We start from the raw sequence: 20778 nt of genomic DNA, 5'->3' as shown, positions 1-20778 counted from the left end.
ACATGAGTCAGGACATCGGCGACTTCGTCCCTCCGTCATGTGAACTGCTGGGGCTCGGCGAGCCCACCCACGGCGAACCCGCCTTCGGCTGGGTGCGCAACGACCTGTTCGACCGGCTGACGGGCCTCGGCTTCCGCTCGATCGCCCTGGAGATCGACCGGGTCGCGGCGCTGGCCGTCGACGACTACGTCCAGGGCGGGCCCGGCTCGCTCGACGACGTCATGCGCGACGGCTTCTCCCACGGCTGGGGCGGCTTCGCGCCCAACCGCGCCCTGGTCGCCTGGCTGCGCGAGCACAACGCCACGCGCCCGCCGGAGGACCGGCTGACCTTCCACGGCTTCGACGCCCCCACCGAGAACACCACCGCCCCCAGCCCGCGCGCCTACCTCGAACACGCCCGCGACCACCTGGGCCTCGACCTCGACCTGGCCGGGCTGCTGGGCGACGACGAACGCTGGCACCACACCGACGCCATCATGGACCCGGCCCGGTCGCCCGGCGCGACCCCGGAGGCCGAGAAGGCGCGGGTCATCGCCGACGACCTGCTGGCCCGCCTCCACGAGAGGGCCCCGGAGAGCCCGCGCGCGGCGTGGTCGCGGGCCAAGACCCATCTGACGGCGGGCATCGCCCTGCTCCGCTACCACCGGCAGGCGGCGATCCCGCTCGACCAGGGCGCGCGCATCCGCCTGCTGCTGGCCACCCGCGACGCCATCATGGCCGAGAACCTCTTCGCCATCCGCGACGCCGAGACCCGCCGGGGCCGCACCCTCGTCTTCTCGCACAACCTCCACCTGAAGAAGACCCCGAGCACCTGGGAGATGCGCGGCACGTCGATGACCTGGCACGGCGCCGGGGAGATCGTGGCGTCCCTGTGGGGGGACCGCTACGCCTTCATCGCGTCGTCCCTGGGCCGCAGCGCGGCCCTCGGCCTGGGCGACCCGCCGGCGGGCACCTACGAGGACGACCTGGGCGGCCGGTTCGCCACGTGGGGCCTGACCACCACGATGCCGTCGGGCCTCACCCGCACCGACACCACGCCGCCGATGGGCTACTTCCCGCTCGCCGCCGACACCCTCGACGGGGCCGACGCCCTCCTGCACGTCGCCGACGGAACGTCTTTGCGAAGATAGCCCCGGAGAACCACCCCAAAGGAGCAGATAGTGCACATCGCGCGGTTCATCGCCCCGGCCACCGGCCAGGCCACGATCGGTCTCGACGACGGCGTCCACCTCACGGAGATCGACGGGACGATCGGCGAGCTGCTCAGGCTGACCGTGGAGGAGCTGCGCGACCGCTGCGCCGCCGCCGACGGCCCCCGCCACGACCGGTCGTCGGTCCGCCTCCTTCCCCCGCTCGACGAGCGTATGGAGGTGTGGGCGGCCGGGGTGACCTACGAGCGGTCCAAGGCGGCCCGCATGGTCGAGAGCGAGAAGGCGGCCGACGTCTACGACCTCGTCTACGACGCCGACCGCCCCGAGTTGTTCTTCAAGTCGGCGGCCTGGCGGGCGACCGGCCACGGCGGGCACGTCTCGGTGCGGGCCGACTCGGAGATCGACGTACCGGAACCGGAACTGGGCCTGGTGGTCAACCGGCACGGCGAGATCGCCGGATACACCGTGGTCAACGACATGAGCTCGCGCACCATCGAGGGCGAGAACCCGCTCTACCTCCCCCAGGCCAAGATCTACCTGGGCGGCTGCGCCACCGGCCCGGCGATCCGGCCGTCGTGGGAGGTGCCCGACCCGTACACCCTCGGCATCGAACTGACGATCACCCGCGACGGCGAGGAGGCGTGGCACGGCGAGGCGAGCACCGGCCAGCTGCACCGCCGCCTCGACGACCTGGTCGGCTACCTGTTCCGCGAGGACGTCTTCCCCGACGGGGTGATCCTGGCGACCGGCACCTGCCTGGTCCCCGAGCTGCCGTTCACGCTGCGCGCGGGCGACGAGATCACCATCACGATCTCCGAGGTCGGCACCCTCACCAGCACGGTCGTCGCCGGGAAGGCGAACATGCCCGGCTTCTGAACCGACGAGAGGTGCACCCGACCGGCGGATCGACGAGTTCCTGGCGGTATGACATCCGTCATGCGGGTCGTGCTGATCGGCGGCACTACAGGCCGCCGGCCCCTCCGGGCGAGGCTGGGCCCATGCTGGAACTCACTGATCTGACGAAGAACTACGGGGAGATCACCGCGCTCGACGGCGTGAGCCTGCGCGTCCGCGAGGGCGAGAAGGTCGCCCTGCTCGGCCCCAACGGGGCCGGGAAGACCACGTTGTTGTCGATCGCGCTCGGGCTGCTCGCCCCCGACTCGGGCACGGCCCGGCTGCTCGGGCGGCCGCCCCGCGAGGCGCTGGCGGCCGGGCGGGTGGGCGTGCTGCTGCAGGACGCCGGGCTGCCCGACGACGTCCGGGTCGGCGACCTGGTCGGGGCCGTGGCCGGGATGTACCCGACGCCGTCGATCCTGGCCGACCCCGAGCTGGAGGCGCTGGCCGGACGCCGGGTGGCGGGCTTGTCGGGCGGCCAGCGGCAGCTCGTGCGGTTCGCGCTCGCGCTGGCGGGCGACCCCCGGCTGCTGATCCTCGACGAGCCCACGGTCGGGCTCGACGTCGACGCGCGCCGCGCGTTGTGGCGGCGGGTCAGCGGCCGCACGGTCGTGTTCGCCACCCACTACCTGGCCGAGGCCGACGACCACGCCGACCGGGTGGTGCTGCTGGCGGGCGGCCGGGTCGTCGCCGACGGGCCGGTGGAGGAGATCAAGGCGCTGGTCGGCGGCACGGAGGTGCGGCTCACCCTCGATACGATGGACGAACCCGGCCTGCGGGCCCTGCCCGGCGTGCACGACGTCGTGGTCGAGGGCGCCACGGCCGTCCTGCGGACCGGCGACTCCGACGCGACCCTCCGCGCGCTGTTCGCCGGGTTCGGCGACGCGCGCAACGTGCGCACGTCGGGGGCCGACCTGGAGAGCGCGTTCGTCAGCCTGACCGGGAAGGGGGCGTGATGCGGTCCTTCCTGCGCTTCGAGGTGCGGCGGGCGATGTCCAATCCGGTCAACCTCGTCTTCCTGGCCGGGTTCCCGGTGCTGCTCTACCTGCTGTGGACGAAGGTGCTCGACCTGGCGTCGGGGCCGGTGTCGATGGTGTCGATGGCCACGTACGGCGCGATGGGCGGCGCGTTGTTCATCGGCGGGGCGATCGCGCTGGAGCGGTCGGGCGGCTGGTTGCGGCAGCTGGCCGTCACGCCGCTGCCCGCCCACGGCTACATCGCGGCCAAGCTCGCCGGCGGCATGCTGGCGGTGCTGCCGAGCGTGGTGATCGTGCTGGCCGCCGGGGCGCTGCTGGGCGGCGTGCGGCTGCCCGCCGCGACCTGGCTGGCGCTGCCGCTGCTCATCTGGGCCGGGGTGCTGCCGTTCGCGGCGCTCGGGGTGGCGTTCGGCTACTCGCTGAAGGGCCAGTCGGCGAACATCGCCATGATGGTCGTCTACTTCGTGATGGCGGTGCTCGGCGGGTTGTGGTTGCCGGTGTCGCGCATGCCCGAAGGGCTCCAGGTGTTCGCGGAGTACAGCCCGGCCCACCAGGCCGGGTCGCTGGGCTGGCGGGCGCTCGACGGGCTCGCGCCGACCGGGACGTCGGTGCTGGTGCTCGCGGGGTGGACGGCGCTGTTCGTGCTGCTCGGGCTGTGGCGTTACCGGAGTGCCGCGTGGAGGTGAGCCGCACGGCGCTGACCGTCGCGCGGCTGGCCTCCCAGGTCTGGCTGCTCGTGCTGGTCTGGCCGTTGTGGGTCGCGTTCCAGACGCGCGGGCCCGCCGAACTCGCCCTGATCACGGCCCTCGTCTGCGTGTTCGCCCTCTGCTGGGGGCGGATCATGTGGCGGGTCATGGGCGTCGGCGGGCCCGACCCGCGCAGCGTCGTGGTGCTGCTGGCCTCGGCGGGGGCGCTCGTCCCGCTGCTGGGGGCGCCGTGGGCGTACACGTCGTTCGTGCTGGTGATCTCCGTGCTGGGCACGCTGCGCCCGCTGGTCTTCGCGGCCGGGCTGGTCGTGACGATGGGGGTGACCGTCGCGGCGCTCGTCGCGTTCGGCGAGGGGTTCGTGTGGTGGGTGCCGCTGGTGATGGCGCTGGAGGCGGGGGCGGTGCGGGCGCTCGTCCACATGCGGGAGCTGATCATGCGGCTCAGCCAGGCGACGGCGGAGAGCGAGCGGCTCGCGGTGGAGAACGAGCGGCTGCGGTTCGCCCGCGACCTGCACGACATCCTCGGCCACACGCTGACCTCGATCACCATCCGCAGCCAGCTGGCCGCCCGGCTGGCCGCGACCGACCCGGCGCGGGCCGCCGAGGAGATGGGCGGGGTCGAGCGCACCGCCCGGCAGGCCCTCGACGACGTGCGCGACGCGGTCGCCGGCTATCGCGCGGTGTCGCTGCCGGAGGAGCTGGCAAACGCGCGGGCGGCGCTCGACCTGGCCGGGATCGGGCTGACCGTCACGGGCGCGGGCGCCGTCCCGCCCGGTTCGGAGTCGCTGCTCGCCTGGGTCGTCCGCGAGGCGGTGACCAACGTGCTGCGGCACAGCGGGGCCACCCGGTGCTGGATCACCGTCGGCGACCGGTCTCTTGAAGTGAGCGACGACGGCCGGGCGGGCGCGGGGGCCGGTTCCGGCACCGGGCTGCTGGGCCTGGCCGAGCGGGTCGAGGCGGCCGGTGGCACCCTGGAGGCCGGCGCCCGGCCTGAGGGCGGCTACCGGCTGCGGGTGGAGGTGCCGTGATCCGCGTGCTCATCGCCGACGACCAGGACCTCGTGCGGGGCGGCCTGGCCGCGCTGCTCGGGCTCGAACCCGACATCGAGGTGGTGGCCGAGGTGGCCAGGGGCGACGAGGTGCTCGCCTCGGTGGCCGCGCACCGGCCCGACGTGGTGCTGCTCGACATCGAGATGCCGGGCCTGTCGGGCCTGGAGGTGGCCGAGCGGCTCACCGGCGTGCGGGTGGTCGTGGTGACGACGTTCGGCCGTCCCGGCTACCTGCGCCGCGCCCTCGACGCCGGGGTGGCCGGGTTCGTGGTGAAGGACGCGCCCGCCGCCGAGCTGGCCGCCGCCGTCCGGCGGGTGATGGCGGGCGAGCGGGTGGTCGACCCGAAGCTCGCGGTGACGGCCCTGACGGTGGGGGCGAGCCCGCTGACCGTACGGGAGTGCGACGTGCTGCGCGCGGCCGACGGCGGGGCGAGCGTCGCCGACATCGCCCGGTCGCTGTTCCTGACCGAGGGCACGGTGCGCAACTACCTGTCGTCGGCCATCGGCAAGACGGGGGCGCGCAACCGGGCCGAGGCGGTCGGCACCGCCCGCTCGCGCGGCTGGCTCTGAGACCTGGCCCTATACCGGCCCTATACGCGGGTGCGTGATGCTGGTGAGTGCCTCCGCCCGGCGTTCCCACCGCCGGGCGGAGGCGCTGCGATCAGTCGTCGTCGGTGACGACCAGGCGGGCGAAACCGTCGCCGACGGTCGCGCCGGCCGAGACGCCGGCCACGACCTGGTACGACTGCGCGACCGTCGCCTTGACCGTGTTGCCGGCCACCGGCACCGTGAACGTCCCGCCGGTCGACCCGGCCGGGATGGTGACCGACGCCGCCAGCGAGGTGATCACCGGGGCGGTGCCGGTCTGCAGGGCCTGCACCGACACGGTCACCGGCCGGTCGGAGACCCGCGACAGGGTCACCGGGATCGTCGCCACGCCCGGCCCGTTCCCCTCGGCCACGGTCACGTCGCCGACCGACACCTGCGGCAGCGCGGCGACGGTCTCCTCGCCGACGCGGTAGCGGGTGAACGACAGGTCGGCCAGGTAGACGCCGCCGGTCGGCGAGACGCCGGTCAGCGACACCTCCTTGACGTCCTTCTTGTCGATGCCGCTGAGCCCCGACAGCGGCAGACGGACCGCCCGCAGCCACGTCTTCGGCAGCGGCGAGGCGAGGCCGGGCAGCGCCTCCAGGGCGGTGCTCAGCGAGGAGACCGGCACCGTGACGCTGCGGTCGCGGCCGTCGACCAGGGTGAGCGCGAGGTCGAGCGGCTGGGCGGCCGGGACGTTCTCGTCGCGGGCCACCCGGAAGGTCAGGTACTCGGCCTTGGAGACGTTCCGCTCGGGCAGCGTGACGGTCAGCTTCCCGGTCGTGTCGGTCCAGGCGAACCGCATCAGCGAGGTCGCCGCGGCGTTCGGCAGGTACGTCGCCGGCGTCCACGACGGCGCCTGCGAGGTGGTCAGCTTCGTCGCGCACGACGGCAGGCCGCTCTGCGGGGAGCGGTCGAGCATGCTCGCGCAGATCACGCCGGTAGCGGCGCCGGAGACCGTGGAGATGGTCGAGCCCGCGAAGGTGTCGACGTCGATCCGGCTGGAGGCCGGGGCCTGGGCGACCGAGTAGACGACGGCGCGGCCGGTGGAGGCGACCGTCTTGTTGCTGCCGTCGAACAGCGGCAGCAGCGCCGTCTCCTGGCCCTGGACGAGCCGGAAGAACCCGGCCATCAGGGCGGTGCCGACGGCGTACTGCTCACTCGCCGACAGGCGGGAGGGCGCGCGGTTGCCGCAGACGGGGTCGTTGTTGTTCGACCAGTCGTCGGAGGCGGGGGCGGTGGCGACGCCGGGCGTCCACTCGGTGTTGAAGAAGTTGTGGTCGGTGCCCATGACCATCTGGACCGACCGGAAGGCGGTGTCGCCGGGGACGGCGTACAGGGAGTCGTCGTAGAAGTGCTGGCCCTGCTGGTTGGACACGTCGCCGTCGCAGTACGGCAGGATCGTCAGCGTCGGGATGCCGGGCAGCGTGGCCCGCGCGAAGTCGGTCGGCGCGAGCGGCAGCACGGCGCGGATGCCGTAGGGCTTGGCCCGGCCGGCGTTCATCAGCACCGCCTTCGCGACGCCCTCGCCGCCGCGCGAGTGGCCCATCAGGCCGACGTTGTCGAGGTCGACGCGGCCCTGGAACAGGGAGACCAGCTGGGGGTCGCCCTTGCCCTTCTCGGCCTCGTTGATCAGGTCGAGGTGCCGCATGACGACCTCGCCGCGCGCCAGCGCGCCCCGGTCCTCGGAGAAGTTGGCGTCGAAGGCGTTGACCGCGTTGGCGCTGACCGACACCACGATGTACCCGTGGCTGGCCAGCGCGTCGGCCGGGCCCTTGTAGCCGGTGTAGCTGTCGATGGGGATCTGCGGCGCGGGGCACGGCCAGGCGGTGTTGCTGGTCCGCCGGGTGACGGCGTCGTAGCAGGCGGAGTGCCGCCCGTGCAGGAACAGCACCAGCGGACGCCGTCCGGCGGCCCCCGTCGGGGCGTAGACCCGGGCCTTCAGTTCGCCGAGCCGCCCGCCGAGGCCGTCCAGGGCGATGGCCTGCGCGCCCAGGTCGTAGTCGGTCTCGGTGACCGGGAACGGTCCCGGCGTGGCCGGGTCGGCCGGGATGGTCGACGGTTGCGGGTCGGCCGGCGGGGTGTAGACCGCCCGCGACCTGACCTGCGCCGCCGACTCGGCGACGCCGTTCCAGGCGACCTCGACCCGCTGCGCCCCGGCGGCGCGCGGATCGTCGGTGAGCAGGGTCAGGGTGTGACCGTCGGCGCTCTCGGTGGCGTACCCGAGCGATAATCCGTCGACCGCCAGCTCGGGGGCGGCGTTCCGGACGGGCAGGGGTTCGTCCAGCGTCAACGTCACCCGGTATCCGCCGTCGACCTCGACGACCGACCAGGTGTCGGCGGCGGCGGGAAGGGGCAGGGCGAGAAGCCCCGTCACCACCGCCAGGATCGCGGTGGCCCTAGAAAGCCTCATGGCATTCCTCTCGTGCATTTACGTCCCGCAAGCCACACAAAGCTCACGAAACAGCACGAGTTAAACTTTCAACTATTGTCCCGGCATTAACCTCCGTTGCGCGGACGTAAACGATCTACCTCATCGCGAGGTCTGATCAGGTGAGAAGACCGAGCTCAGCGCCCGCCGGATGACGTCGGCGAACGGATGGTTGGCGGCCGGGGTCAGCCAGTGCCGCCCGGCGACCCTGATCGCGGCGACCACCGCCGCCGCCGTGACCTCGGGACGGAGGCCGGTCTCCCCGGTGCGCTCGGCGATGGCCTCGGCGAGCGAGGACTCCCCCACCGTGAAGGCGCGCAGCGCCTCGCCCTCCAGCTCGGGGGTCAGCATGATCATGCGCAGCCCGGCCCGGTCGGGCTCGGGATCGGTGAACAGCCCGACCATCGCCTCGGTGACGGCCACGTCGAGCGGCTCCCCGGCGGGCCGCGCCCGGAGCGCGTCGCCCGCGCCCCGCGACCGGTCGGCCTGCCCGCCGCAGATGGCCTCCTCCCTGCTGGAGAAGTAGTTGTTGTACGTCCGGGGCGACACCCCGGCCGCCGAGGCGATGTCGTTGACCCGGACGAGGGCCAGGCCGCTGGGGCCCTGTTCGACGGCCAGGCGCAGCGCGGCGGCGGTGATCGCCGCGCGGGTGGCCTGCCGGTTGCGGGCCCTCAGGTCGGTCATGCAGGCAGCATATTCACGCGTCCATGCGCCCGTAGACGTCGGCGAGGGCGGCGAAGGACGCCTTCGGCGCCCACCCGGCCCCGCCGTCGAGCACCTTCACCACCCCCGGGCTGGCGACGTCGAAGCCGCCCGGCAGGTCCCACCGCGCGAAGGTGTACCAGAACGCCGCGTCGACCCCCTCTTCGTCGAGGATCGCCAGCACCTCGCGCAGGTAGCGGGCCTGCTCCTCCTCGTCCCGGACGACCTCCCGCGTCAGCCGGGCGGCCGGGCCGCGCTCGCTCCACTCGACCACGGCGTCGCCGCGCTCCCCCGCGTCGGCCGCGCCCCGGTAGGTCACGCAGCCGAACTCGTTGACCGAGAACGGCTTGCCCAGCTCCCGCGCCTGCGCGACCAGGGCCCGGACGGACTCCCGGTAGGTCGCGGCGGTGGCCGCCGACCGGTAGCCCGCGTCGGTGGCGACGAGATCGAAGATCGTCCAGTCGACCTGCTCGAACGGCAACGACGAGTAGGTGACCCGGCCCCCGAACCGCTCGCGCACCAGCGCGACCGCCTCGGCGAGGAACGTGTTCACCTTGTCCGGCACGAGCGCGATCCCCTCGCCCAGCCGGGGCACCCGCTCGCGCAGAGTCTCGCCCGGCAGGAAGCCGTCGGTCATCATGCTCACCTCCGACCCGGTGACCATGACCACCTCGGCGCCGCCCTGCCGCAGCCGCTCGGCGTGCGCGGCGCAGTCGGCGATCACGGCCAGCAGTTCGCCGGTGGTGACGTCGCAGGTGAACGGGGACAACCAGACCTCCAGCCCCGCGTCGGCCGCGGCGGTGGCGGCGGTCTTCAGCCGGTCGGCGTACTGCCCGGTGATGCGGACCGCCGTGCAGCGCAGGTCGTCGCGGATGACCCGCATGTCGCGGGCGACCTCGGCGGGGTCGAAGGGTTCGTGGGTGCTGTGCCCGGCCCGACGGGAGGGGAGGTCGGCGAAGCCGGTGTCGTAGTTGACGCCTCGGGTGTGCATGCTCACATATTTGCGTGCCACGCACTATTTGCGCAACACGCAATCAGAGTGATCTCTGTCATCATGTCCCGGAATCTGCGGAGAGCCGGGGGCGAACGATGCTGCTTGACGTGCTGCTGGGGGCGGCGGACGACGCGCCCGGCCAGGTCGTCGTCCACGTGCGCGGCGACGGCTCCGAACGGGTCGTCACGCACGCGGAACTACGCGACGAGGCCCTGCGGGCGGCGGGCGCGCTGCTGCGGGAGGGCCTCGCGCCGGGCACCCCGATCCCGCTCATCGCCGACCGGAGCGAGGAGTTCCAGCCGCTCTTCTGGGGGCTGGTCGCGGCCGGGCTCGTGCCGGTCCCGCTGGCCCCCGACCCGCGCCGGGTGCGGCCGGTGTGGGAGCTCCTCGGCCGCCCGCCGATGGTGGCCGACGAGCCGCCGGTCCCGGAGGCGCGGGTGCTCTCCCCCGCCGCGCTGCTGCGCGGCGAGAAGGCTCTCGATCTGCCGGTACGGTCACCGCACGACGTGGCCTTCCTCCAGTTCTCCTCGGGCAGCACCGGAGACCCGAAGGGCGTCGAGCTCACCCACGCCGCCGTCGAGGCGAACCTGGCGCAGATCCGGGCCGCCGCCGCGATCACCCCCGGCGACGTCTCGGTCAGCTGGATGCCCTACTTCCACGACATGGGCCTGATCGGCACCCATCTCGCGCCGCTGGCGGCCCGGATCAAGCAGGTCAAGCTGGGGCCGCTGGCCTTCGCCAAACGTCCGGCCCTGTGGCTGGAGACGGCCGCGCGCCATCGGGCGACCGTGCTGACGGCGGCGAACTTCGCGCTGGCGCTGGTCGAGCGGCGGGTGCCCGCCGAGCTGATCGCCCGGCTCGACCTGTCGAGCGTGCGGCTGATGCTGGTCGGCGCGGAGCCGATCTCACCGCGCGTCTGGCGGGCCTTCCTGGCCAGGACCGGGCTGCCGCCCCACGTGCCGCAGCCGGTCTACGGCCTGGCCGAGGCGACCCTCGCGGTCACCGTGCCGCCGCCGGGAACCACGGCCGAACCGCTCGTGCTCGACCGGCGGGCGCTCGCCGAGGGCCGGGTGGAGTTCACCACGCCCGGCCCGCACGCGGTCGAGCTCCTGGACGTCGGCGCGCCGGTGCCCGGCTGCCAGGTGCGCGTCGCCGGAGACGACCGGGTCGGGCTGATCCAGGTCCGGGGGCCGCAGGTCGCCCGCGGCTACCACGGCGGCCCCCGCTTCGGCGACTGGCTCGACACCGGCGACCTGGGCTTCCTGCACGAGGGCCGGTTGTGCGTGACCGGCCGGGCCAAGGACGTCGTGTTCGTCAACGGGGCCACCTTCCACGCCGCCGACCTGGAGGAGGTCGCGGCGGGCGTGGCGGCGGGCCCGGTGGCGGTCGTCGGCTCCTCGGGGCCCGAGGGCGAGCGGGTCGTGGTGTTCGTCCGGGCGCCCGCGCCGGCCGGGGTCGTCGGCGAGGTGCGGCGGCGGGTCGCGGCGGCGTGCGGGCACGACGACGTCGCCGTGGTGGCGGTGCCGTCGACCGCGTTCGCCCGGACGACCAGCGGGAAGCTGCGCCGTTCGGTGCTCCGGGCCCGGTTCGAGGCCGGGGAGTTCAGCCCGGCCCCCCGGTCGCGGGCCGACGTCGAGGCGGCCGTCACCGCGATCTGGGCCGACGTGCTCGGCGTCGCCGACGTCGGGCCGCACGACCGGTTCACGTCGCTGGGCGGGTCGTCGCTCACGGCGATGCAGGTCCTGGCGGCCGTCGAAGACCGGTTCGGGGTGACGTTGCGGCCCTCCGACGTCCGCGACCACGACACCGTCGCCGCCCTCGCGGCGCACCTGCTGACCCCGCCCGCCCTCATGTCCACCGAGCCCCGGCAGGCGGCCGGTCAGCCGGTCGCGATCACCGGCCTGGCCTGCCGGTTCCCCGGTGCCGACGACCCCGGGCAGTTCTGGGAACGGCTCGTCGGCGGCCACGACGCCATCACCCCGATCACCCGCTTCGACCACCCGGGCCACGGCGGCTTCCTCGACGACCCCGCGCTGTTCGACGCCCGCTTCTTCGGCCTGTCCGACGAGGAGGCCGCCGCGACCGACCCCCAGGCCCGGCTGCTGCTGGAACTCGCCCACGAGGCCCTCGAACGGGCCGGCTACGCGGGCCCGCGCCGCCACGGCCGCCGGGTCGGCGTGTTCGCCGCCGCCGGGGAGAGCGGCTACCGGGAGATCCTGGAGGCCGCCCACGGCGCGACGGGCTTGCCGGCCGAGGCGCTGACCGGGAACCTGCCCAACCTGCTGGCCGCCCGGGTCGCCCACACGCTCGACCTGACCGGCCCGGCGCTGGCCGTCGACACCGCCTGCTCGTCGGCGCTGGTCGCCCTCCACCTGGCCCGCCGCAGCCTCCAGCAGGGCGAATGCGACCTCGCGGTGGTGGCGGGCGTGAACCTCACCCTCACCCCCGCCGGCTACCGGGCGCTCGGGAAGACGCGGGCGCTCTCCCCGTCGGGGCGGTGCCGCGCGTTCGGCGCGGCGGCCGACGGGTTCGTGCCGGGCGAGGGCGGCGCGGCGCTGGTGCTGGCCCGCCTCGACGACGCCGAACGGTCCGGCGACCCCGTCCTGGCCGTCGTCAGGGGCACCGCCGTCAACAACGACGGCCGGTCGCTGAGCCTGCTCGCGCCCAACCCGCTCACCCAGCGCGAGGTGATCACCCGGGCCCACGCGGAGGCGGGCGTCGACCCGGCCGAGGTCACCTACGTCGAGGCCCACGGGACGGGCACCCCGGTCGGCGACCCGATCGAGCTGCGCTCGCTGCGGCACGCCTTCCCCACCGGCTCCCGGCTGCTGGGCTCGGTCAAGACCAACGTGGGCCACCTGCTCAACGCCGCCGCGATGCCGAGCCTGCTCAAGGTCGTGCTGGCCCTGGGCCACCGGACCGTGCCGCCGTCGCTGCACGCCGCTCCCCCCGCCGAGGGCCTCGACGGCTTCACGATCCCGGCCGAGCCCGTGGATTGGCCGGAACCGCGCACCGCCGGGGTCAACGCCTTCGGCTTCGGCGGCACGAACGCGCACGCCATCCTGTCCGAGCCCCCCGCCCGCGTGGTCGACCGCACCCCTCATGAAGGGCTCACCCTGCTCACCCTGTCGGCGGCGAGCGCCACCGCGCTGCGCCGGGCCGCCGACGACCTGGCCGCCGTCCTCCCCGGCCACGACGAGGGCGACGTCTGCGCGTCCGTCGCCCAAGCCCGGGACGACCGCCCCCACCGCCTCGCGGTCGTCGCCGACGGCGACCTGGCCCGGCGTCTGTCAACCGCCGAGGCCCGGGTGGCCGGCCCGCGCCCCCGCCTGGTCCTGCTGCTGCCGGGCCAGGGCGCGCAGGGCTCCGGCGCGGACCTCTACGCGCACGCGCCGGTGTTCCGGCAGGTCGTCGACGAGGCGTCCGACCTGCTCGGCCCCGTCGGCGGCCGCACCCTCAAGGACTGGTGCGCCGATCCCGCCGCCGAGATCGCCCGCACCGACGTGGTGCAGCCCCTCCTGGTCATGTACGGAATCGCGCTCGCCCGCCAGCTGCGCGCCTGGGGGGTGGTCCCGGACGCCGTCGCCGGCCACAGCGTGGGCGAACTCGCCGCCGCCTGCGTGTCGGGACGCCTCAGCCTTGCCGACGCCGTCACGTTCGCGGCCGAACGCGGCCGCCTGATGCACGACCTCTGCCCGCCCGGCGCGATGGCGGTCGTCCCCGACGACACGGAGCTGCCGCCGGAGGTGACGGTGGCGGCTCTGAACGCGCCCGGCCGCGTCGTGGTCGCCGGTCCGGTGGACGCGGTGGCGGCGCTGGGCGGCCGCCGCATCGACGTCACGCGGGCCTTCCACTCCCCGCTGATGGACCCGGCACTCGACCCGCTCGCCGAGGCGGCGGCCCGGCTCACCGTCGGCCCGCCGGAGATCGCCCTGCTCAGCACGGTCACCGCCGAGTGGAACCCGTCATTCGACCCGGCCTACCTGGTCTCCCACGCCGCCCGCCCGGTCCGCTTCGCCGACACGATCGCCCGGCTGATCGCCGAGGGCTACGACACCTTCCTCGAACTCGGCCCGTCCCCCGCGCTCGGCGGCGCGGTCCGCGCCGTGTCGGACGCGGCGGCCACACCGGTCGCGACGCTGGCTGCCGGGCACGCGGGCGGCGCACGGGCGCTGCTGGAGACCGTGGGCGCACTCTGGCAACGCGGCCTCCCGATCGACCGCACCACCATGGACCGGGGCCGGACCCGGGTGGCCCTGCCGACGTATCCGTTCGAGCGCCGCCGCCACTGGCCGTCGTCGCGACTGCTGCACCGCCTGGTCTGGCGCGAGCGGCCGATCGACGCTCCACGCGTGACCGTCGACGGACTGGCAGACGCGCTCACCACCCCCGGCGTGACCGTGCTGCCCGGCGGCGACGTCACGATCCTCGTCGCCGGGTCGCCCCGGCGAGCCGAGTCGGCCGACGCGCTCGACGCCGTGCACCGCGAACTGACGTCGGCCCTGCTCGCGCTCGACGCGACGCGCGTGCTCGTCGTCACCCAGGACGTGCACGCCGACCGGCCCGAGCAGGCGGTGCTCGAAGGTCTGGCGGCGGCCCTGGCCCAGGAGACGGGAGCCGAGGTCAGGGTCGCCGACCTGGCCTCCCGGGAGCCCGTGGAGCAGCGGGTGGCGGCGGTCGAGACCGAGGTCTCCGCCCGGGGTTCCGGGCTGGTCAGGTGGCGCGGGGGCAGGCGGTCGGAACGAGAGCCGGAGGCGATCGTCCCGGCCTCGGGTTCTGATCTGATCGCCTGGCGCGGTGGCGCACGGTCGGAGCCGGCGGCAGTCGGCCCGGTCGCCTGGCGTGGTGGCACGGGGTCGGAGCCGGAGGCGGCCGGCCCGGCCGGGCGCGAGCTGCCTCCTGATGGGGTCTACCTGATCACCGGTGGGGCGGGCGGGGTCGGGGCCGCGCTCGCACGGGACCTCGCCGATCGGGGGCGGCCCACGATCGTGCTGGCCGGGCGGTCCGCCCGGCCGCCCGCCGGGCTGCTCGCGGATCTGCGTTCCCGGGGCGCGACCGTCGACTACCTCAGCGCTGACGTGTCGCGGGAGGGTGACGTCGAGGCGTTGCTCGCCCCGCTGGCCCGGCTCGACGGGCTGTTCCATGCCGCCGGGGAGGTGCGGCCCGGCGCGCTGCGGGGCGGGTCGGCCGGGGAACTGGTGGCGGGCATGGCGGCCAAGACCCGGGGGGCCTACCTGCTCGCCGAGGGGCTGCGCCGACATCGGCTCACGCCGGTCGTGTGCGTGGCGTTCTCGTCGGTGTCGTCGGTGCTGCCCGGTCTGGCCGGGGGCATCGGTGGCTATGCCGCGGCCAACGCCTACCTCGACGCGTTGTGCCGGGCCGGGCGGGGGCCGTGGATCGCGGTGAACTTCGCCGCCTTCGCGGAGGTCGGCCTGGCCGCCCGCGCCGGGGTGACCCGGGGGGCGCTCGATCCGTCGGCGGCCCTGGCCGCCTTGCGCGCCGCGATCGGGTCGGGGGGCGCGCAGGTGGTGGTGGCCGATCTGGCGGACGTACCGGAACCGGCTTTCGTGCCGTCCTCCGGTGACGTGCGGGCGGTGGTCAGGCGGCTGGTGGGGGGTGCGCTCAGGCGGGACGACCTCGGCGACGACGAGTCGTTCCTCAGTCTCGGGCTCGACTCGCTCACCGCCGTCGACCTGGTCAAACGGCTGGAGAAGGAGCTCGGCAGGCCGCTGCCGGTCACCCTGTTCTTCGAGTTCCGCACACTGCGCGAGTTGTCGGCCCACCTCGACGGCGGCGGGTCGTTCCCGCTCACGCCGACGCAGGTCGCGTTCCAGACCCAACAGTGGCTTTATCCCGAAATTTCGGCATACGGGTATGTGCGGCAGACCATCACCGGACCCCTCGACATCGCGCACCTGCGGGCGGCGCTGGAGTTCCTGGCCGACCGGCACCCGATGTTGCGGTTGCGGATCGACGCCGACGGCATGCAGTCGGCCGAACCGTCCGCGGGCCTCCACTTCGAGGTGCACGACACCGGCGATCTCGACGCCCTCGAAAGCGACCTGCGCAACCGGCCCTTCGACCTGACGCGGGAGGGCCCGCTGCGGGCGGTCGTGGCCCGCACCCCCACCGGGACCCACCTGGTCATCGTCGTCAGCCACCTCGCCGCCGACGGCTTCAGCCTGAACGTGCTCGGCGAGGAGCTCTGGACCGTCTACACGGCCCTGTCGCGCGGGGCCGCCCCGGTCCTGCCGCCGCTGCCGACGACCTTCGCCGACTACGCCGCCGCGTCGGAACCGGCGGGGGCGGGCGATCTGGCGTACTGGACCGAGGTCGTGCGCACCGCCCCCGACCTGCGCCTTCCCTACGACGGCGACCCGGACGGGCCGCCGCTCGACGCCGTTCAGGTCGCGCTGACCCGCGAACAGTCGGCCGCCCTGCGGGCGACGGCCGCCGCGCACGGGGTCTCGTTGTTCCATCTGCTGCTGGCCGCCTATGTCCGCCGGCTCGCCCGCTGGACCGGAAGCGACGCCGTCGCGGTGAACGTCGCCAGGGCCCGCCGTGAGATCCGCCTTCCGGGCGTCGACCGCCTGGTCGGGCCGCTGGCCGACACGCTCCCGCTGGTGGCCGAGGTGCGCCCCGACGAGTCGCTGCCGGAGCTGGCCGGGCGGCTGCGGGACCTGTGGCGGGACGCCGAACGCCACGCCACGCCGACCTCCGCCGACCTGGCCCGGCTGCTGCCCGCCTCAGGTGGTCCGCGCACGGCGAGCCCTGCGTCGTTCAGCTTCGCCCGGTTCCCCGCCGCGACCGACCCGGCCTGCCCGGTGGACGCCGTCGCGACCGCCGCCGGGACCGCGACGGCCGCGACCCGGCTCAGCCTGCTCTGCTGGGAGTCGGCCGGTGAGCTGCGGTTCTCGTGGAACTTCCCGTCGCGGTTGTTCCGCCGGGCGACCGTCGACCGGCTGGCCGCCGAGCACCTGGCCGAACTGTCCACGAGCGAGAGACCCGGGCTGGCCGCCCGGTTGCGGGCGCGGTTCCGCGCCGGCCCCGACGCCGTGGCCGTCGACACCGGAACGGAACGGCTGACCTACGCCGAGCTCGACCGCAGGTCCGCCGCGCTGGCGAACCGGCTGCGCGGGGCCGGTGACCTGATCGGGCTGATGACCGAGCCCGGCATCGACACCGTCGTCGGCCTGGTCGGCATCGTGCGCGCGGGCGCGGGGTGGCTGCCGCTCGACGCCTCTCATCCGGAGGCCCGCCGCCGCGACCAGCTCGCCCGCTGTGGCGTGACGACGGTCGTCACCGACGTGTCGGGTGAGGGCTGCCATGACGCCCCGGACGTCTCACCCGACGCGACCGCCTACGTCATCTTCACCTCCGGTTCGACGGGCCGTCCCAAGGGGGTGCCGATCACCTGGCGGTCGGTAGAGAACTACCTCGACTGGGCGCTGGCGACGTTCGGCTACCACGCGGGCGACCGGCTGGCCCAGACGGCGTCGATCTGCTTCGACGCCTCGGTCCGGCAGCTGCTGGCCCCGCTGCTGGCCGGGGCGACCGTGGTGACGTTCACGCGGGAGGAGGTGCGCGACCCCGCGCTGCTGGCCGGGCGGCTGCGCGACGTCACGGTGTGGAGTTCGGTGCCGAGCCTGTGGGCGCGGCTGCTGGACCTCGGGCCCGTCGAGCACCGGCTGCGCTGGATCCACGTGGGCGGCGAGGCGCTGCCGCCCGAGCACGTGCGCCGCTGGTTCGACCTGTACGGCCCCGTCGCCCGGATCGCCAACCTCTACGGCCCGACCGAGTCGACCATCAACGCCACCTGCCACGTCATCGCCGAACGGCCCGCCGACGACGTCACCACGATCCCGATCGGCCGCCCTGTCGCGGGCGTCTTCGTCGAGGTGGACGACTCGGGCGAACTCCTCATCGCCGGGGCCGGGCTCACCCCCGGCTACCTCGACGACCCCGGCACGGCGTTCGTCGAACGCGACGGCGTGCGGTGGTACCGGAGCGGCGACCGCGTGCGGCGGAACGCCGACGGCGACCTGGTCTTCGCCGGGCGGCTCGACGCGCAGGTCAAGGTGCGCGGCCACCGGGTGGAGCCGGGGGAGGTCGAGGCGGCCTTCCACACGCATCCGGAGGTGGCGCGGGCCGCCGTGGTGCTGACGGGCGAACGGCTGACCGCCTTCGTCGAGCCCCGCCCCGGCGGCGACCCCGATCCCGTCGCGCTGCGCCGGCACCTGGGGGCGACGCTGCCGGCGTACATGATCCCGGCCCGGATCGAGATCGTGACCGCGCTCCCGCAGACCACCACGGGCAAGATCGACCGGCGCGGCCTCGACGGCACGCCGCCCGCGACCCCGACCGAGGAACTGGTCGCCGAGGTGTGGCGCTCCCTGCTGGAGGTGCCGCGCGTGTCGCGGGAGGACGACTTCTTCGCCTTGGGCGGCGACTCGATCCTGATCCTGCGCGTGTTCGCCCGGCTCGCCGAGCGCATCCCCACCCTGCCGCGCCCGACGGTCGTGTACGAGCACGGCACGCTCGCCGCGCTGGCTCAGGCGATCGACGAGGCCGAACCTGCCCCGTTCGTGCCGGCGGCCGCCGACGGCCCGTTCCCGCTGACGCCCGCGCAGCGCGGGTTCCTGCTGTCGGGCCAGGCGTGGCTGGCGACCCTGCGCGTGCACGGGCGGGTCGACCGGGAACGCTTCCAGCGCGCGGTCGACGCCTGCGTGGCGCGGCACGGGATGCTGCGCACGGTGTTCCCCGGGGACGGGCAGCAGGAGCTCCCCGGCAGCCTGCGCCTGCCCGTGGTCTTCGAGGAGGCCGCCGACCCCGCCGCGTCGATCGCGGCCGAACGGGCCCGCGTGTTCGAACCGTGGGCGTGGCCGCTGCTCCGGCTCCGGCTCGTCACCCTGAGCTCGTCGGAACACGTGCTCATCGTGCACGCCCACCATCTGATCGGCGACGGCTACAGCGCCGCGCTGCTGGGGCGTGAACTGCTCGCGGCCTACGACGGGATCGAGCCGCCTCCCCCGCGCAGCACGTTCCGCGACCACGTGGCCCGGCTGCGGCCGGCGGGGGGCGGGCGGGAGGCGTACCGGAAGCCGGTGGTGCCACCGGGACCGGCCCGCACGACGGCGTTCACGGTCGGCGCGGCGGAGCTGCGGCGGGCCGCCGCGGCGGCGGGCACGACCCTGTTCGTCGCGGTCCTGGCCGCCTACCACCGGGCGCTGACCGCGTTCACGGGCCACGACGACCTGATGGTCGGCGTGGCCGTGTCCGGCCGCGACGACGCGCCGCCCGACGCTCACCTGGTCTTCGGCCCCTACGCGCACGCGGTGCCGGTGCGGCCTGCCGGCGGTGACCTGCGGGCGGTGGCCGAGGAGGTGACGGCCGCCCGCACGGCGAACGCCGAGGACATCAGGGCGGCCCAGTTCTTCTTCACCTACCTCGACTTCACGGCGCTGGGCCCGATGGAGGGCCGCAACCTGCGGCTGACCTGGGACCTCGACGGGGAGATCGCCCCCGTGGGCGCGCAGACCTTCCTGTCGGTGCGACCCACGCCGGAGGGGGATCTGCGAGTGGTGCTGCGAACCGCCGTGGCGGACGCGGACCGTTTCGAGCGCCTTTTGCGGTCCGAACTGCCGGCCCAGGGCAGCCAGCCGCCACCGCGCGCCCGTGACGCGACCCTGGACGCCGCGCTGGTCGGCTACCTGCCTCCCTTCGAGCACGTGCAGGCGCTCGCCCCAGACGCCACCCTGACCAGGGACGACGTGCGCGCCCTCCTGTTCCCCGGCGGTCGCCCGCGCCTGGCCGAGGAGCTCGACACGCCACTCGGCCGGTCGGGCTTCGTCTGCCTTCCACTGTTCGCCGACGAGCTCGCCCGCACGCCCGACCTCGCCGCGCGGACCGCCGAGGCCGTCGAGCACGCCGCCTCCCTCGGCGCGCGGACCGTGTCGCTGGCCGGGATGATCCCGGCGCTGACCGGCTACGGCTTCGACGTGGTCCGGCGGACCGATGTGCCCGTCACGACGGGCCATGCCGCGACGGCCGTCTCGGTGGTCCTGACCGTCCAGAAGGCGCTGGCGGGAAGGTCGTCGCGCGACCTGACCGTCGCCTTCGTCGGGCTCGGCTCCATCGGCCGGTCGGCGCTCGGTCTGCTGCTGACCGTGGCCGACCGGCCGGGGCGGCTGCTGTTGCGCGACGACGCCGCCCCGCTGGAGGGCCTGCACCCGGGCGCGGAGATCTGCGCGATGGACGAGGTCTACGACGCCGACCTGATCGTCGCGGCCGTCAGCGGCCACGACCTCGTCATCGACGTCGACCGGCTACGACCCGGCACGATCCTCGTCGACGACTCCTTCCCCCACTGCTTCGACGTCGCCAAGGCCCGCGCCCGGCGCGACGTCACCGTCGTCGGCGGCGGCCTGCTGTCGATGCCGGGCATCAAGCGGCGGCTCACGGTGGACGTGCCCGCGCCCTGGCTCCCCGGCACCATCGCCTCCTGCCGCCTGGAATCCCTCATCCCGGGTCTGACACCCGTCCACGGTCTGGTCGACACCGGCACGGCCCTGGCCTGTCTGCGGGCGATGACCGCCGCCGGGGTCGAGGCGGCGCCGCTGCACCTCGCCGGGGAATGGGTCTAGGCGGCCGTGACGGCCACCAGCTCCCGGTGGCAGGTGGGCCGCTCCACCTCGTCCACCACCGCCGCCGCCAGGTCGGCGTAGCCGAACGCCTCATCGCCCGGCGCCAGGCGTGCGCCGATCCGGTGCCGGCCGGTCGCCGGGTCGTCGTTGAGGAAGACGGGCGGCGGCGCGAGCACGACCCAGTCGAGCGCCGACTCGCGCAACACGCCGAGCTCCTCGACGTGCCCCAGCGTGAAGGCCCGCGCGTCCTCGGGGAAGCCGGGCGTCTCGTACAGCGGCACGCCCTCCGGCGTCTCCAGCGTCGTGCCGATGCCGACCGCCACCAGCCGGGTCACCCCCGCCTCGGCCATCCCGGCGGCCAAGGCGAGAGCCGAACGGGGGAAGAAGCCCGGTTCGTACCGGCTGGCCGCCATCACGACCGCGTCGTGCCCGGTGACCAGGGAGGCCACCGATTCAGGGTCGGTGACGTCGCCGACCGTCCAGTCGCCCGGGCGGTGGGAGACGCCGGTCACCTCGTGCCCGCGGGCGCCCGCCTCGGTCACGATCCGGCGGCCCGCCCGGCCGCCCGCTCCGAAAACCACGATTCTCATGGGGCGTGACGTTAACCTGCGCACCCTTGGTTTCCGCAACGATACTCACGTAC

At 74.6% G+C, this 20778-nt stretch carries 11 protein-coding genes; 7 read left to right on the top strand and 4 right to left on the bottom strand.

Annotated elements, in window-relative coordinates; translation table 11 throughout:
• Positions 1-2: 2 nt before the first annotated feature.
• The 6 genes from AW271_RS05220 (at position 3) to AW271_RS05195 (ending at position 5347) form a co-directional block, all read left to right on the top strand.
• The gene (locus AW271_RS05220; RefSeq protein ID WP_062332472.1) at positions 3-1130 is read left to right on the top strand and encodes an erythromycin esterase family protein; all 1128 of its coding nucleotides are present in this window, start codon (positions 3-5) and stop codon (positions 1128-1130) included.
• A 30-nt stretch (positions 1131-1160) separates the two neighbouring features.
• Positions 1161-2027, top strand: coding sequence for a fumarylacetoacetate hydrolase family protein (locus AW271_RS05215; protein ID WP_218007942.1), 867 nt, complete (start codon positions 1161-1163; stop codon positions 2025-2027).
• Positions 2028-2149: 122 nt separating this feature from the next.
• On the top strand, positions 2150-3001 hold the full coding sequence (locus AW271_RS05210) for an ABC transporter ATP-binding protein (RefSeq protein ID WP_062332466.1): 852 nt from the start codon (positions 2150-2152) through the stop codon (positions 2999-3001).
• Complete coding sequence (locus AW271_RS05205; RefSeq protein WP_062332463.1) at positions 3001-3708, top strand: ABC transporter permease; 708 nt, start codon at positions 3001-3003, stop codon at positions 3706-3708. Before AW271_RS05210 ends, AW271_RS05205 begins: the two co-directional genes overlap by 1 nt.
• Positions 3699-4757, top strand: a complete 1059-nt coding sequence (locus AW271_RS05200) for a sensor histidine kinase (RefSeq protein WP_083976079.1) — start codon at positions 3699-3701, stop codon at positions 4755-4757. The genes AW271_RS05205 and AW271_RS05200 overlap by 10 nt, the downstream gene beginning before the upstream one ends.
• Positions 4754-5347: a response regulator transcription factor gene (locus AW271_RS05195; protein WP_062332461.1), complete on the top strand. Its 594-nt coding sequence runs from the start codon at positions 4754-4756 to the stop codon at positions 5345-5347. The genes AW271_RS05200 and AW271_RS05195 overlap by 4 nt, the downstream gene beginning before the upstream one ends.
• A 91-nt stretch (positions 5348-5438) precedes the next feature.
• Here AW271_RS05195 and AW271_RS05190 read toward each other — a convergent pair whose 3' ends face one another.
• From AW271_RS05190 to AW271_RS05180, 3 genes are all read right to left on the bottom strand, one after another.
• Positions 5439-7778 (bottom strand): alpha/beta hydrolase, encoded by a 2340-nt coding sequence (locus AW271_RS05190; protein ID WP_157553903.1) that lies wholly within the window; start codon positions 7776-7778, stop codon positions 5439-5441.
• 120 nt (positions 7779-7898) lie between these two features.
• Positions 7899-8480: a TetR/AcrR family transcriptional regulator gene (locus AW271_RS05185; RefSeq protein WP_062332455.1), complete on the bottom strand. Its 582-nt coding sequence runs from the start codon at positions 8478-8480 to the stop codon at positions 7899-7901.
• A 13-nt stretch (positions 8481-8493) separates the two neighbouring features.
• Complete coding sequence (locus AW271_RS05180; protein ID WP_062332453.1) at positions 8494-9489, bottom strand: glycoside hydrolase family 113 protein; 996 nt, start codon at positions 9487-9489, stop codon at positions 8494-8496.
• A 98-nt stretch (positions 9490-9587) separates the two neighbouring features.
• On the opposite strand from AW271_RS05180, the gene AW271_RS05175 reads away from it, so the two are divergent.
• The gene (locus tag AW271_RS05175) at positions 9588-20135 is read left to right on the top strand and encodes a type I polyketide synthase (protein WP_062332451.1); all 10548 of its coding nucleotides are present in this window, start codon (positions 9588-9590) and stop codon (positions 20133-20135) included.
• Here the strand turns inward: AW271_RS05175 and AW271_RS05170 are convergent.
• The gene (locus AW271_RS05170) at positions 20132-20725 is read right to left on the bottom strand and encodes an NAD(P)-dependent oxidoreductase (RefSeq protein WP_062332448.1); all 594 of its coding nucleotides are present in this window, start codon (positions 20723-20725) and stop codon (positions 20132-20134) included. The two genes, AW271_RS05175 and AW271_RS05170, sit on opposite strands and share 4 nt — an antisense overlap.
• Between the last annotated feature and the right edge of the window lie 53 nt (positions 20726-20778).

The organism is Herbidospora sakaeratensis, assembly GCF_001570525.1.
In the GTDB taxonomy this organism is placed as follows: domain Bacteria; phylum Actinomycetota; class Actinomycetes; order Streptosporangiales; family Streptosporangiaceae; genus Herbidospora; species Herbidospora sakaeratensis.
This window is presented reverse-complemented; position numbering and strand designations above follow the sequence as displayed.

Excerpts from the sequence above, each read along its gene's own strand:
- AW271_RS05205 (WP_062332463.1), top strand. The coding sequence starts at position 3,001 with ATGCGGTCCTTCCTGCGCTTCGAGGTGCGGCGGGCGATGTCCAATCCG.
- AW271_RS05210 (WP_062332466.1), top strand. The coding sequence starts at position 2,150 with ATGCTGGAACTCACTGATCTGACGAAGAACTACGGGGAGATCACCGCG.
- AW271_RS05170 (WP_062332448.1), bottom strand. The coding sequence starts at position 20,725 with ATGAGAATCGTGGTTTTCGGAGCGGGCGGCCGGGCGGGCCGCCGGATC.
- AW271_RS05220 (WP_062332472.1), top strand. The coding sequence starts at position 3 with ATGAGTCAGGACATCGGCGACTTCGTCCCTCCGTCATGTGAACTGCTG.
- AW271_RS05190 (WP_157553903.1), bottom strand. The coding sequence starts at position 7,778 with ATGAGGCTTTCTAGGGCCACCGCGATCCTGGCGGTGGTGACGGGGCTT.
- AW271_RS05185 (WP_062332455.1), bottom strand. The coding sequence starts at position 8,480 with ATGACCGACCTGAGGGCCCGCAACCGGCAGGCCACCCGCGCGGCGATC.
- AW271_RS05175 (WP_062332451.1), top strand. The coding sequence starts at position 9,588 with ATGCTGCTTGACGTGCTGCTGGGGGCGGCGGACGACGCGCCCGGCCAG.
- AW271_RS05180 (WP_062332453.1), bottom strand. The coding sequence starts at position 9,489 with ATGCACACCCGAGGCGTCAACTACGACACCGGCTTCGCCGACCTCCCC.